The sequence below is a fragment of the Vibrio hepatarius genome (genome assembly GCF_043642085.1).
Lineage (GTDB): Bacteria > Pseudomonadota > Gammaproteobacteria > Enterobacterales > Vibrionaceae > Vibrio > Vibrio hepatarius_C.
In genome coordinates this window covers 130,739-145,312 of record NZ_JBHZSA010000003.1, presented here as the reverse complement: position 1 = coordinate 145,312, position 14,574 = coordinate 130,739, and the positions used below count along the sequence as shown (strand labels likewise).

Genomic DNA, 14,574 nt, shown 5'->3' with positions numbered 1-14,574 from the left:
AAGTCCCCTTCCGTTTAGTCGTTTTGCATAGGCTTGGCTAAGAATGCGATGAGCTCATCAAGCTCCATTGCTTTGGCAAATAACCAGCCTTGGCCTTCTTCGCATTTAAAGGCTTTTAATTGTTCGTATTGAGCTTGGGTTTCGATCCCTTCTGCTGTGATCTCCATACCTAGTGTTTGACCTAAGTTGACAATCATTTTGGCGATGCTGTCATCTTGCTCCATGGCGTCAACAAAGGTGCGGTCTATCTTTAAGCGTGTCGCCGGTAAGGTATGAAGAATGCTGAGTGAAGAAAAACCAGTGCCAAAATCATCAATGGCCACTTTGCAGCCCAGCGCTCTAACGCGGTTTAAGGCTTGCTGGATGTCATCGAGATTATTGGCGGCGATGGTCTCGGTGACCTCAACCTCAACTTGCTCAGGGGGAATGTGACTCGATTGCATCGCGCTATTCAGATTGGCGCAGAAGTCAGGCTGTTCTAATTGAGTAGGGGAGACATTAATCGCGATGGTGATATCAGGATAACCATTATGGAGAAGCTGGTGGAATTGCTGACAAGCCTGCTTGAGTACGAATTTACCAATGCTAATCATCATGCCGGATTGTTCTGCCAACGGAATAAACTGATCTGGAGGGACTAAGTCTCCGTTTTTGTTACGCCAGCGAAGCAGTGCCTCTACACCGGTTAATCTTAATGATTCCAGATGATATTTAGGTTGGTACATCAGGAACAGGGCATTATTGTCTAAGGCTTCTTTGAGCTCTGTTAGCAACAGCATACGATCTCTCGCACATTGCCCCATGTCTTTAGAAAAGTGAATCACTGAGCCACGGTGGTGGAGTTTGGCTTGTTTTAAAGCGACTTGTGCATCTTTATAGCGCTCTGAAAGGCATGAATTATCCTCGCTATTTAACTCGACCTCACCGACGCTCGCCATGATTTTGAACGGTTGGTCGTCGATGAAAAAACTCTCATCAAAGACATTGAGAATACTATGCGTATCCATTTCATCGGCACTGCCAATCAAAGCGAATACGTCACTGCCTCCGCGTGCAATAAAGCAATTTGGAAAAGCCAAAGTAAGTCGGCGAGCAACGGCTTTGAGTAGTAAGTCTCCCACTTTATGGCCAAAGCTATCATTGAATGCTGAGAAATCATCAATATCGACCAACACCAGTAGTGAAGAGCGGTTCAGTGCAGGGTTGGATAGTTGGTAGCGAAGCAAGCTATTGAGGTTGGGGATTCTAAGCAATGAGTCGGTGAACGCTTGCTCTTCCAGTTTGTTGTACAGCAATACGTTATCAAACCCCACTGAGAGGTTGGCACAAAAAACTTCGAGTAAGTGGCGATCAATATCTTCAAGGGGGCGATGAATGTCAACGTAAGCGGCTAACCCTCGGCCTTGTTCGGTGGAGAAATAGAGAGTCAGCCCAGTTTCAAGCAGACTAGTCCGACTGTCTAGACAGCGCATGATTGACTCTCTGATCTTATGTGAATCGAGGGTGTCGAGTGGTGAGTGAACAAATTTGCTATAGCGCCCAGCCGCCGCGATAATTTGTGCGCGCTCTTCTTCATAACCAGAAGATTCTTGAACGCAGATTAGACCGTCAGGTTCGATTTGGATAATGGCGCTAATCTGTTTAACCGCTCCTTCAGCAAACATTTTTAGACCGTGCAAGTGAGCGAGTTCAGTACTGGCCAGGACGACTTTTTCGAGTCCTTGACGCATGATCTGCTGATTGCGTATTTGCTTGTAGGCTCGAATCGCACTGGTCAGTATGGTAAAGAGACGAATACGAGTCAGCTCTGGTTTGGTTCGGTAATCATTGATGTCGTAGCGCCGAATGGTTTCCATTTCAGGAGCATAACCCGGTTGACCTGTGCGCAAGACGATTCGAATCGCTTTAAGTTCTAGCTCTTCACGGATGATTTCGACCAGATCTAAGCCTGCATGCTCTGTTTCCATCACCACATCCAGTAGTACCACGCCAATATCCTGTTCACTTGTCAGGCATTGCTGAGCTTCTTGGGCTGAATAAGCATGGAGCAGTTCAAGGGGCCGATCCTCAACAACCAAGCCTTTGAGCGCAAGCTTTGTCGCTTCATGGACACCAACATCGTCATCGACGACAAGAATACGCCAAGTATGAGAGGGTAGCGCAGATAAAGTTTCTTGGTCGTCATCTTCAATGATGAGCATTAGGTCGTCAGTTGATTCAGCCTTGTTCTCCATGAGCCCTCAAATATTGGTGTAGGTCTAAGCTAAAAGTTTAGTCCGATATTTTAGGGTATGCGAAATGTCAGCAATGAAGGGAATAGGGAAGCGATGATGATGACTAGGCGAGGTAAGCTCGCCTAGTTTAGACCGTTACTAGGCCAGTTTTAGATCAAACTGCTGGCGATACATAACCATATCTTCAATGGTCAGCACAGGCATATTATGAAGCTTACCAAAGGCAACGATCTCAGGCGTTTTTGCCATGCTACCATCAGGGTTGGTTACTTCACACAGCACGCCTGCTGGCTGCAGACCTGCCATTTGCATCAAGTCAATCGTGCCTTCAGTGTGGCCACGACGAGTTAAAACGCCGCCTTTGCGTGCACGCAGTGGGAAGACATGACCTGGGCGTGCTAGATCGGACGCTTGTGCTGTTGGGTTAGCTGCAGTTTTAATCGTAGTCACACGGTCTTGGGCAGACACGCCGGTTGTTACACCTACTTTGGCTTCAATAGAGACAGTAAATGCGGTTTGATTGGCACTGTTGTTGTTTTGGACCATAGGGGTAAGCTCTAGACGGTCAGCTTGCTCTTCTGGCAAACACAGACAAACGATGCCGCTACATTCGCGGATCATTAGTGCCATTTGAGCAGTAGTTAAAGACTCAACTGAGTAAATGATGTCGCCTTCGTTTTCACGGTCTTCATCATCAAGAAGTAGAACACCACGGCCGTCTTTTAAGGCTACGAGTGCCGTTTCAACGCGTGTAATTGGGTCGCCGAATTCGGCGAGAAGTGATGACTGATTCATGGTTAACTCCTAAATATCACCAGAATCAGGGCATGCATGAGCACCGGAGCTTCAATAAATGAACTCCAGCTAAAACGAAATGCACCACGGCATACAAGGTATGGTGATGTCTTTTCATTCTCTCTCATCCGGACTATGACCGTCGGCTCTGGGTTTTCACCAGATCTGCTGACCTCGACGAATCGAGCGCTCGCGGGCTCACCTTAAACAAGATATAGCTAAGGAATACCGCCGGTGGGGAATTTCGCCCCGCCCTGAGAATAAATTAAACGTTTGCAATTAAGCGAATGGGATTCTATCGCTTCTGAGAGGAAAATCAACAAAGGCGCCCAATATCATGAACTTGAACAAAATTTGGGACGCTGAATGGCAAAAAAGACAGCACTAGGCTGTCTTTTGAACGATTAATCATCATCACTAAGAGGATTATTTGTAGAACGCTTCTACTTCGCCTTTTAGTTTGATCAGCATTGGGTTACCCCAGCGATCTTTTGCTTTTGGTGAAGGGATTTTTACCCAACCTTCACTCACGCAGTACTCTTCAACATCAGTACGCTCTTTGCCGTTTAGGCGGATACCGATGTGGTGCTCAAAACACTCTTTTACAAAGTGTGGGCTACGTGGGTTACCTGAAAGGTGATCTGGCAACTCTGGCTTAGCGTTGTTATCGCTCATGATTATGACCTGCAATATATTTAAGGTGACGCATTGTAGACAATACCAAGCGCGGCGACAAGATAGAGTAAGTGGTTACTAATCGTCTTGTCCGCATTCAGCACAAGCTTGGTAGGTTCTTTCCCCTTCGCTAATGACAAAATGCTTGCCGACACATGTTTCGCATAGCGCAAGTGTCGGGTAACTTTGTTTTGGTTTTTTAGACTGGGTGGTGACGATTTCAACCACGTAGAATTTTCTCATGTATATCAACTTCGTTTGGCAAGAGAACAACTTGAGATGTTACCAAACACGGCGATGTATCGCACTCGCAGTAAGCAGGTAAGTGCTAATAGAATAGAACTTACCTGCTATACAGTTACCATTTAGCGTAATGTTATTTCGCGGGTTACCCCGGATTCGGATGCAAAATCATGATCATGGCTGATCAAAATGAATCCTCCTTGATAGTGTATTAATGCGCTGGCTAAATTGATTTTCGACTCAAGATCGAGGTGGTTGTCTGGTTCATCCAGCAGTAAAAAGGGTTGGCTCGGTTGATGGCTGACGATCAACATTGCCAGTTTCATTTTCTCTCCGCCACTAAGTGCCGACCCTAATCGAAATACGCTGTCACGGCGAAATCCGATCCCAGCAAGTAACGTACGGGCTTGGCTTTCCTTCATCCCATTACAGCGGGACATTAGATTGTCGAGAATCGAGAGCTGGGGCTGTATGACGTTAAAATGCTGGTCAAGGTAGTAGAGTGGGGTGTTGACTTGGCACTCTCCGGATTCGATTGGCCATCGACCTTGGAGCGTTTTAAGTAAGGTCGATTTACCACTGCCGTTTCCACCTTTTAGATGCAGTTTATCATTAGCAAAAACTTGCAAGGTGAGCGATTCGGCACCGCCGTATTTTAGCTTTACGTCTATTAGCGATAGCACTTTCTTGCTACTGGCTTGTCTATCCTCTAAATAGATTTTCTGCGTTTTGAGCTGTTCTTGTCTTTCGCGGAGCGCGCTGCCTTTTTGCTGTAAGTGGTTCATTCGCAATTGTTCGTTTTTATTGCGACTGGCAAGGCGTCGTTCAGCGCTGTTTTTCATCCCATCTAGTAAGATTTTAGGCTGACTGCCATCTTTGCGTGCCTTATTGCTTTGAGAAGCTCTTTGTTCGGCTTTCTCTTTGTTTTTCTGCGCTTGTTCAATGAGCTGTTTCTGCATCTTTTCTACATTGTTGAGTTGCCTTTCAACGGCCTGAAGTTCAACACGCTTAAGATTTTCGTAAGTGTCGTAATTGCCACCGAAGGTTTGCAGGCCGAGTTGGGACATCTCCCATATTTCATCCACCTCTCTGAGTAGTTCTCGATCATGACTAACGAGCAGTATCGAACCGGGAAAGCTTTTCATTGCATGAATGAGCCACTGCTTGGCATGTCTATCAAGATGATTGGATGGTTCATCGAGAATGAGCAGCTCAACATCGCTATCAAACAGTTGCCAAAGCTGCAATCGCGCTAGTTGGCCGCCGCTTAGCTTTGAGCAGCAGAAATCGGGATCGGCAGGTAGACCTAACTCACTAAGTTGTTGTGAAAGCTTGCTTTCTAAGTCCCATTGTTCACCCACAAGATTGAACCACTTTTCATCGCAGCTCCCTGATTCGATCTGTTTGATCGCGTTGAGAATGGCGTCCTTACCTAAGTAATGGGCAATTGAGTTCGCTTGGCTCAAAAGTTCGTCTGCTTGTTGGCGATAAACAGCATAGGAATTTGGTTTGGAGACGTTGCCCTCAGATGGGGTGATTTCTCCTGATAGTATGGATGTAAGCACAGATTTGCCGATGCCATTTCGTCCGACTAATCCGACGCGACGTTTGGTCATTGAACAAGATAGGTGTGTGAAAAGCGCTTCACCGTTGTCAAAGTGAAAGCTGATGTTACGAGCGCTAAATACTGGCATATATTGCCTCCTGTAGTACAGGGGACAGCCGTAGCTAGAAATAGTGTTGTGAAGTTAGATCTGTGCTGTCAAAAATCATATCAAAAGCTGAGTTTGAAACTTAACGCAAAGAAATAGCTGAGAATGAGCTACGCCTACTAACCCTGTAAATCCAAAGATAATGTGAAGTTGGATGACAGGTTTAGTTCTTCATATTGGCGTAATCTCCTACAGAAATGATGGCCCGAGTATACTTAGGGTATTGAGCAAAAAGCAAGCGACTTAGAACAGATGTTTGTCGAGCATCACACAGCAACTTGGTAGCGATTTCTGCCTGCGCTTTTGGCTTGGTATAGTGCAGCATCAGCTTGAGCGAAGCTCTCATCCCAATGACTAGAAAGTGATTGGCCACTGCAGACTTTAGCTCCCATAGAGATGGTGACGTTAAACTGCTGTGAGCCGTAAGTGTAGTGATGAGACTCAATACAGTGAAGCAATCTCTCTAATATACCTGTGACATTTTCGCCACCATCAAGCGGGATCAGCAAAATAAACTCTTCACCACCCCAACGAATCAAATGATCCTGCTTACGCAGTTGACCTTGGAGTACTTGGACCGTTTCCTTAAGTACCATGTCACCGATGTCATGACCATATTGATCATTAAAAGATTTAAAATGGTCGATGTCTAACACTGAGACAAGTACGTTGGAGGTAACGATTTTCTCTTGCTTGACCCATTGCTCTAGGTAGCGTCGATTGTAAGCTCCGGTGAGCAGATCAGTGTGGTTTTGCTCTTTCAATTCGGAATTAGACTGCTTTAAACGTAACAAGACTCGTGCAGCAAAGTAGCTGACGAAAATGAACAATGCGGTGTAGAGAATGTTCTTCGATCGTTGCTCCTCCAACTTTGCCGCTTGAAGGGCATTGGTCGCTTCCAGTAGCTCGACTTCACGTTTGTTTAGTGTACGCTCTAACGCGCCTTTCTCACTGATGATTTCTTCATTGTAAGTTTGACGATTGAAGTCCTGTTTCAGTAGCGCGGACTGCTTCATATAGTTGAGCGCTTGCTGGTAGTCACCTAGCTTTTCATATGCGGTGACAAGATGCGCCAGAAGTTGGAGTTCCCAAGCTGTTTCTTGGCTTTCGGAAATAGCAAGAATATCCAGAGACTTGTGCGCATAGGCAATGGTCTGGTCATAGTTCTCTTGCGCTAAATAGGCGGTTGCAAACGAATCATAGCAAGTGGCTAACATCACCGGAGAGTCGGGAGATTGCTTGGACAGATCGAGGCAGCGCTGCGCCATATCCAAGGCTTCAGTCGGGCGGCCAACACTAGAGTAGAGTTGAGACATATTAGACAAGGTCGAAAACTTAATGCGATTTGAGCCCGTTTTATCGGCTTCTTGGAGCGCTAAGCGCATGTAATCCGCTGCTTGTTGATGGTCGCCTGTGGCGAAATAGATCGCACTTGAGTTGGCGTAAAGAATTGCTTCAAACAGACTGTTGTCATAGTTATTCTCAACGTAGAGCGACAGCGCATTCTTAATGTATGAATTGGCTTGTTTCCACTCTTCAGACTGCATGTACACGGTGGCGATATTATTAAGTGTCATGGTCTCTTGGAAGTTGTCACCGATCTCATTGACCAAAGCATAGGCCATCTTGTAATAGTTGAGGCTGCCCTTGATGTCAGAGTGCTGCATTTTGATATTGCCTAGCCAGCGATAAATTCTTGCCAGTAAGCGCTTATAGCCAATCTCTCTTGCGATTGGAATCGTCTCGTGCAGCAAGCGTTCTCCTTCACGCAGTTGATCCGATTCGATCAGCTTAATTGCGTTATTTAGCTTGGCTTCCGCTGTTATCCAATTGATGCCATTTTGCTGTCCGATTTGGACTAAATCTGGCGGAGTGTTGATGGCTATCCCTTCATACTTTTTTAGGTTCAGCAGGCCAAAATAGTATAACGCTTTGCCTTGTACTGACGCGTTGCTCGGCAGTGAAATATCACTGAGCTGGACCTGGCCAGGGCGACATAGGGATTGGTAGTAGAAGTTAAGTATTGAGCGTTCATCACTTTCAACCTGTTTATAGAGAAAGTCATGCTGTGGTTCTACATTGCATGCAGCGTGCGCTGAAAAAGACGCACTCAGAGCAAAGTAGGTGATCACAAAAGAAAGGTAACGCTTCATCAATACCGCAACATTTAAAAAAGAGTAATACACTAGTTTACCATCTTATAAATAACCTGCACTTCATTGGGGATAAAATTCCCTCTGTTTAATAAACAATTAAATTACGACTTTAGTTCATCGTGACTTTATTGAAGTCAATCCATCCGTTTGCAAGTAGATCTGGAGTGGATATGCTTTCGGAAATGCTGAGGTCTTGTTGCACGTGATAAAGTGGTTGGTATAAGCCTTTGGCTTTTAAGTCGCGTTCGATGCGTTGAAAGGCATTGAGCTGAGCTTTCTCTGTCGAAAGAGCGATCGCTTTGACGCATTGATTGTGTAACCATTGCGTTGACTTGGCATCCAAGCAAGCTAGATTAGAGAATGTACACAGTAGCCAGCCTAGCCACGACATTGGCAAGTCCTCACCAAACACTTCTCCGGTCACTATGAGGTCGAAGTCGCTCAACGTGCTGAGCTGATTGAATACGGGATATTCCAATATCGTCAGTTGATTGGTGACACCAAGTTGGCTCAGTGCCGCGCTGATAAGCTTGGCAGTTTCAATGTGAGTACCTAGCTGATAGGTCACAATCAGTAATGGTTCACTTGGCTTATTGAGTTTACTTAATGTTATTTCCGCTTGCGCGAGATTAGCTTTGGCAATTGGCAGTGGGGTTGAGAGCATTCCGCTAGATTGTGCGACGACTTCACACTGCGCTCCACTCGGTTCCCCCATCACCTGCATAAGAGTCTGTAGCCAAAATCGATGTTGGCGTTTTTTCATCCATGGGTGGCGCAGAGGGTTGAGCATGGCATGTACACAACCGAGCTCCCATTGTTGCTTGGAGTGAAATTGTGGCGCAGTACGTGCTCTTAAATGGCTTGCATGTACCACATCGCAGTTGAGATCCAAACTCTTGGCATTATTACCCACGTTCCAGATTTCGATACCATCTATCCATGGACGGTAACCATGATAGTAAGGGTTGACGGTGAGTAGTGTGCGCCACTCGCTTTGCTCCGCTAGCTTAAATGAACCACTGCCAATGATGTGTCCTTGGTCCATTTTAGTGATCCCTGTTGCGCCATGTGCAAGTAGCTTAGGCAACAGTTTCGGCGCTGATTGACTAACAAAGACGAGTGAAAGTAGATCTTCGATGATGATGTCGTCAATGAGATTAAACAGGGCCTTACTAGCAGTTTGCGACTGGCTCAAACGCTGGAAATGCTCTTTGACATCCTTTGCCAGCAGTGGACTGCCATCGTGAAATTTAAGCCCCTTACGCAGCTTAATATGAATCCTATCGTGCTCTATTCCCCACGAGTGGGCTAGGTCGCCTTGTAGTGAACCATCAACGGGATCGACGTGGAGAAGTCTCGCGTAAAGGTAGTTCGCGATATGTTGTTCAGTGCGGCGATTGATGCCAATCGGGTCCAGGTCATGCGTTGCGCGATAAAAGGGTATTTGCAATATGTCTTGTTGCGAGTCAGTGGTTTGGTATTGGGACAAATAATGGCTGAGAAAGCTATCTCGTTGGTTCGGTTTTACTAAGTCTAGCGCCTGTTCAACTTTACCGTTTTGGAGCAGGTTTTGGGCTTTCTCAATCAGAATCGGGTCGATACAAGTGACTAATTTGGCCTTGGGCAAGTTTCCTCTACCGACACCGGGCTGCCATAAAATGTGATGTTCGCTAATTAAGCGTTTAATCAGAAATTGGGTATTGCGGCGGGTACAGCCAATAAACTCACTGAATTGGTTGAGAGAAATCGACGTCCAGTCGTCCGTATTTAACCTATCTCGACAAAAAGCGAGGGATTTCCAGTAGCTCATAAAGGTGAAATTCCGTTTTTTAATTTCTATTTTTCTTCATCTTTTAATCTCGATAATAGGAGATTCTCTTCAGGATGAAAGGATAAATAAATGAATACGTTAGCTCAGCCTCATTCTTCTGTTTGGCGTAACCGCTCGTTTCAGGTGCTGTTTTCTAGTGCATTGCTGGTGGCATTTTCGGCACAAATCTACAATTTGGCGCTGCCTCTGTTGGTGTATGAGCTTACCGAGTCAGCGCAAATGATGGGCTGGATGAGGGCGGTTGAGTTTTTGCCTAACCTACTGCTGGCGCTGTTTATTGGTGTGTGGGTTGATAGGGTAAACAAAAAACGTTGGTCTCAAGCGATGTTACTGGGGCAACTGTTGGTCGTGCTTTGCTCATACTTTGCGGTCGAATGGCTGTCGCAGCCTCTGTGGGTATTGTTTCCGGCCGCTTTTATCACGATGGCGATGAATTACGGCTATCACAATGCACGAATGACGATGCTAAAGAGCGCGTTACCAGAGCAAGTGCAAAATACCGCGGTCGCTCGGATGAGTTCGCTAAACAGTCTGATGGAAACGGTAGGGCCAGTACTGTCCGGTGCACTGCTGTTAGTTTCAGCTATCCACAACGTCTTTCTATTGGTTGCTTTCCTATTGCTGCTTGCGTTCTGGCAACTAGAAAAACTCGAATTTACTCACCAACCTATGAATGATCAGCGCAATGTGCTCGATTCTCTAAAGGAAGGCTGCCAGGTTCTGAGAGCGGAGCGCAACATGTGGCAAATCACCCTTGCTGTGATGGTGATTAACACCACAGGGGCGGTGTTCTGGATTCAAGCCATTTATTACGGTAAGGCCGAACTGGCTTTAAGCTCAATAGAGGTCAGTTATTTAATCGCCGCATCAGGCTTTGGCGGACTGATAGGCGCATTTAGTGCCGACAAGGTACGGGCAAAAATGGGACTTGGTCGACTGCTCATCATCTCTTTATCTTTAGAAGCCATTGGCTTTGTTCTACCCTTGCTGCTACCCAACGTTTGGGGACTTATTGTGGCGTTTCTGTGGGTGTCTGCAGTCGGTTTGTACGGCAGTATTTGCATCTGGACCTATCGACAAGAAGCGTTTGAATCGCAATATCTTGGCCGCGTGGCGGGCATTACGGGCTCACTATTTAAATTGCTTATGCCGATTGGACTCGCGGCATCGGGGTACTTGATTGCTTGGTTTGGTGTCAGTGCGGTGTTTATTTGTTGCTGCGCAGTTCAAATTGCGACGGCATTTATATTGTGGCAAACCTCAGTACGGGACATCGCCTAATCTCAGAGTGCGTGATGACTTGACCTGTCTATAGCTCTATAGTTTAGGCTATATACCACTTAACCGTTATTTAGGTAGGTTTTCATGTACAAAATTTCTCAGCTCGCTGAACTGTTGGGCCTTTCTCGTACTACCTTGCTCTACTATGAAAAGCTCGGGCTGATTAAAGGCCAGCGTATGAGCAATGGCTATCGTTCATACGGAGATAAAGACCTCCAACGCCTGAAGCTGCTGCAAAACTTGCAAGCGGGTGGTCTAACTCTAAAAGAGTGCCAATCGTGTTTGGATGAGAAGATTAATCGAGCGCTTTTGAAACAAAGGCTGAGCGAGCTTGATCAAGAAATTGAGCAGAAGCAGAAATCGCGTGATTTGTTGGCAGCACTGCTTGGTGAGAGTCGTTTAGATGAGTGGCATAGCAACCTAAATAACATTGCCCCTGATGCGCACCTTGAATGGTTGATAAAGCAGGGCTTCGATGAAAAACAAGCGATGCATTTAAAGTGGTTGTCGAAAGATATGAATGAACATGAACGTTACATGCAAGATTTTATGCACGTCTTTGAAGCGTTAGAACGCTGGGGGCCGGGGAGCGAATTTGATACTGACAAAGCACTTGGTCTGCTGCCTGATAAAAGTGGAGAGTGGCTAGAGATTGGTTGTGGCCAAGGTATCGCGACCAAGCTACTGGCGAGCCATACGGATGCGCATATCACTGCGATTGATAATGACCAGCCTGCTCTTAACTTCCTTGATAACACTCTTCAGACGCTCGGCCTCAGTGATCGAGTGACTACCGTCTGCGCTGATATGGGGAAATTACCATTTCAGCATGGGACCTTTGATGTTATTTGGGCTGAGTGCAGCGCGTACATTATTGGGGTTGAGAACGCGCTAAAAAGCTGGCGTAAATTACTCAAACCTAATGGGATACTTGTTGTGAGTGATCTTGTATGGCGAGTGGATGAGCCTAGCCAAGACACTAAGGCCTTTTGGCAAGGGGAATATCCAGATATGACGACAGCGACGTCACGAGTCAAACTGGCTCAGCGACTAGGGTATGAAGTGGTGAACTCCTTCCCGATTAGTGATGAGTCATGGGATAGCTATTATCGACCACTTAGCCAGCGCATTGATGAAGTTGAAAAAGTGCTTGAAGGCTCAAGCGCGATAGAAAGCCTCAAACGGGAAGTCGAAGCTTATCAGCAGCGAGAGCACCAGTTCGATTATCAGATGTTTATTTTAAGGGTGGCAGAGTAAAAAATCTTAAACAGTGTTTGACCTGTCTATAACTTTACAGTTTATGCTGCAGGCATAAATTTGAGAGGAATGAATAATGAATTACGGTATTTATAACACCACAGAAACAGCATCGATTATCGAGTTATTTAGCAAAACATTTTCCGATTCAGAAGGGCCAGCAGAAGGCCAAATGATCGGTGAATTGGTCAAAAATCTTATCTCGCAAACCCCTGAGCAAGACATCTCGGTTGCAGTGGCGAGAGATGGTAGTGACGTTGTTGGTTGTATTTTGTTTACTCGCTTAGCGTTTGATAATGAAACTGAGTGCTTTTTGATGGCGCCTGTGGCCGTACGCACAGATTACCAGGGCAAAGGTGTGGGTCAGGCATTGATCGAATTCGGCTTAACCTCGATGCGAAACCAAGGGGTGAAATTGGCCTTTACCTATGGTGACCCGAAGTTTTATAGCAAAACTGGATTTGAGCAGGTGACTGAGCAAGCGTTTAAAGCGCCACTGCCATTGAGCTTTCCTCACGGATGGATGGCTCAGTCATTGGGCGTAGAGAAGATTGAAGCGCTTGCCGGTCTTAGCGTTTGTGTGCCTGAATTTAACAAACCTGAATTGTGGTAATTCAGTGTGATTTAATACTCCCTGATGGGCATCTTGCTCATCGGGGAGTTTTTATATTCGCCTCAAGGTCGAGATCGACTCGATAGTTTTGTCGTCATTGATACTCTATTATCGAATAGCATGAATAAATGGATGAAATAAACAGCTATGGAACCGAGAGTCAGCATCATCACCCTAGGGGTCAAGGATCTTCAACGCTCATTTGAGTTTTACACTGGACTTGGCTTCCCAAGTTCAAGATCTCCGGAAGATGGAATTATTTTCTTTAAGACGGGCGGGGTGTGTTTAGCGCTCTATCCACTCGAAGCACTGGCTGACGATGTCTCACCGGATATGGCAGTTAAGGCGTCAGGTTTTGGTGGTATCACTTTGGCTCACAATACTCGTTCCAAGCCTGAAGTCGACGATATTCTTAACAAAGCCGTTAGCCTTGGTGCAAAGTTAGAAAAGCCGGCCCAAGATGTTTTCTGGGGAGGCTATAGCGGTTACTTTTCTGATCCTGATGGTTATCTGTGGGAGATTGCTTTTGGCGACTGCTGGGAGTTTAATCAGGATGGATCATTGGTTATCGATTAAGGGATAAAAGTGCAGTTACAACGCATTCATCATGTGGCCATCATTTGCTCAGACTACTCAGCGTCGAAGCGCTTCTACATCGAAGTTTTAGGACTCAAGGTATTGGCTGAAAACTACCGTCAAGAAAGAGACTCATACAAGTTAGATCTTGCCTTACCAGACGGCGGGCAATTGGAGTTGTTTTCTTTTCCCAACCCTCCGGCAAGACCATCTAGGCCAGAAGCGCAAGGTTTACGGCATTTGGCTTTTACCGTTGAATCTGTAGAAGGTTACGCCAACTACTTGGCTGAAAAGGGGATAGAGGTAGAGCCGATACGCATCGATGAATTTACCGGTAAGCCGTACGCGTTTTTCAGCGATCCGGACGGCTTACCTTTAGAGCTTTATCAGGCCTAGCTTAGGACTTCACGCTTAATAACAGAGAATACTCCAGCTTCGCGGTTACTCGGGGCTGCGAAGCGTGCAATTTCTTTGACCTTAGGGTGAGCATTATCCATCGCGTACGAATGGTAGCTCGCCTTAAGCATCTCCAAATCGTTTAGGTAGTCACCAAAGCTCATGGTTTGTTCATAAGAGAAGCCCAATGACTGCTGAAGGAATTCAATTGCAGCGCCTTTAGATGCTTCAGCATTCATCACATCAAGCCATATTTTGGCACTCACTACCACTTGGTGGCTCGCGCCGAATGCTTGATTGAATGATGGGTAAACCAGCTCTTCTGTACCACCAAAGTGACATATTGCGACTTTAATAAACTCGTCTTCGACGGTCAGTAGGTCTTCTACGTATTGGCAGTTTTTGTAATATTTAGAGAACTCAGCGATTGCCTGGGGATCTTGCGTTTCAATATAGGCTGACTTTTTCCCGCACAACACGATTTGCGCGCCGTCGATTGCTCTTGCTTGAGCGATGATTGCTTGGATAGAGTCGTTATCCATTCCGCAGCTATACAGCTCTTTGCCTTGGTGCATTACCATGGTGCCGTTTTCGGCAATAAACATCATGCGATCTTTTAAAGGTGCGAATGTTTCAATCAAGCTGTAATACTGACGGCCAGAAGCGGCGGCAAATATAATGCCTTTGTCTTCAAGTTGTGGATATAATTCAAAGAATTCAGGGCTAAGCTGGCTATTTTCGTCAAGAAGAGTTCCGTCCATATCGGCGGCAATGAACTTTATTTGTTGGTGGCTCATTTGATAAG

General features: G+C 45.9%; 13 protein-coding genes and 1 riboswitch. Of the genes, 5 read left to right on the top strand and 8 right to left on the bottom strand.

What is annotated here, in order from left to right; all coding sequences use genetic code 11:
- Positions 1 to 14: 14 nt before the first annotated feature.
- From ACHUFZ_RS06815 to ACHUFZ_RS06785, 7 genes are all read right to left on the bottom strand, one after another.
- Positions 15 to 2,234, bottom strand: coding sequence for a putative bifunctional diguanylate cyclase/phosphodiesterase (locus ACHUFZ_RS06815; protein WP_394126485.1), 2,220 nt, complete (start codon positions 2,232 to 2,234; stop codon positions 15 to 17).
- Positions 2,235 to 2,372: 138 nt separating this feature from the next.
- Positions 2,373 to 3,029, bottom strand: a complete 657-nt coding sequence (ribB, locus tag ACHUFZ_RS06810; protein WP_394126484.1) for a 3,4-dihydroxy-2-butanone-4-phosphate synthase — start codon at positions 3,027 to 3,029, stop codon at positions 2,373 to 2,375.
- Between the two features lie 112 nt (positions 3,030 to 3,141).
- Positions 3,142 to 3,295, bottom strand: a riboswitch (FMN riboswitch).
- A 160-nt stretch (positions 3,296 to 3,455) separates the two neighbouring features.
- Entirely contained in the window at positions 3,456 to 3,704 is a 249-nt protein-coding gene (locus ACHUFZ_RS06805) for a DUF3297 family protein (protein WP_004412401.1), read from the bottom strand.
- A 78-nt stretch (positions 3,705 to 3,782) separates the two neighbouring features.
- On the bottom strand, positions 3,783 to 3,947 hold the full coding sequence (locus ACHUFZ_RS06800; RefSeq protein WP_394126483.1) for a hypothetical protein: 165 nt from the start codon (positions 3,945 to 3,947) through the stop codon (positions 3,783 to 3,785).
- Positions 3,948 to 4,069: 122 nt separating this feature from the next.
- The gene (locus ACHUFZ_RS06795; RefSeq protein WP_394126482.1) at positions 4,070 to 5,641 is read right to left on the bottom strand and encodes an ABC-F family ATP-binding cassette domain-containing protein; all 1,572 of its coding nucleotides are present in this window, start codon (positions 5,639 to 5,641) and stop codon (positions 4,070 to 4,072) included.
- 284 nt (positions 5,642 to 5,925) lie between these two features.
- Positions 5,926 to 7,845, bottom strand: a complete 1,920-nt coding sequence (locus tag ACHUFZ_RS06790) for a tetratricopeptide repeat-containing diguanylate cyclase (protein ID WP_394126481.1) — start codon at positions 7,843 to 7,845, stop codon at positions 5,926 to 5,928.
- A gap of 79 nt (positions 7,846 to 7,924) precedes the next feature.
- Complete coding sequence (locus tag ACHUFZ_RS06785; protein WP_394126480.1) at positions 7,925 to 9,625, bottom strand: ABC transporter substrate-binding protein; 1,701 nt, start codon at positions 9,623 to 9,625, stop codon at positions 7,925 to 7,927.
- Between the two features lie 90 nt (positions 9,626 to 9,715).
- Between ACHUFZ_RS06785 and ACHUFZ_RS06780 the strand changes: the two genes are divergently transcribed.
- From ACHUFZ_RS06780 to gloA2, 5 genes are all read left to right on the top strand, one after another.
- Positions 9,716 to 10,927 (top strand): MFS transporter, encoded by a 1,212-nt coding sequence (locus ACHUFZ_RS06780; protein WP_394126479.1) that lies wholly within the window; start codon positions 9,716 to 9,718, stop codon positions 10,925 to 10,927.
- 84 nt (positions 10,928 to 11,011) lie between these two features.
- On the top strand, positions 11,012 to 12,184 hold the full coding sequence (locus ACHUFZ_RS06775; RefSeq protein WP_394126478.1) for a MerR family transcriptional regulator: 1,173 nt from the start codon (positions 11,012 to 11,014) through the stop codon (positions 12,182 to 12,184).
- A 76-nt stretch (positions 12,185 to 12,260) separates the two neighbouring features.
- Entirely contained in the window at positions 12,261 to 12,797 is a 537-nt protein-coding gene (locus tag ACHUFZ_RS06770) for a GNAT family N-acetyltransferase (protein WP_394126477.1), read from the top strand.
- 147 nt (positions 12,798 to 12,944) lie between these two features.
- Entirely contained in the window at positions 12,945 to 13,373 is a 429-nt protein-coding gene (locus ACHUFZ_RS06765) for a VOC family protein (protein ID WP_394126476.1), read from the top strand.
- A 9-nt stretch (positions 13,374 to 13,382) separates the two neighbouring features.
- On the top strand, positions 13,383 to 13,769 hold the full coding sequence (gloA2, locus tag ACHUFZ_RS06760) for an SMU1112c/YaeR family gloxylase I-like metalloprotein (protein WP_394126475.1): 387 nt from the start codon (positions 13,383 to 13,385) through the stop codon (positions 13,767 to 13,769).
- Here the strand turns inward: gloA2 and ACHUFZ_RS06755 are convergent.
- On the bottom strand, positions 13,766 to 14,566 hold the full coding sequence (locus ACHUFZ_RS06755; protein WP_394126474.1) for a Cof-type HAD-IIB family hydrolase: 801 nt from the start codon (positions 14,564 to 14,566) through the stop codon (positions 13,766 to 13,768). The two genes, gloA2 and ACHUFZ_RS06755, sit on opposite strands and share 4 nt — an antisense overlap.
- Positions 14,567 to 14,574: the final 8 nt, after the last annotated feature.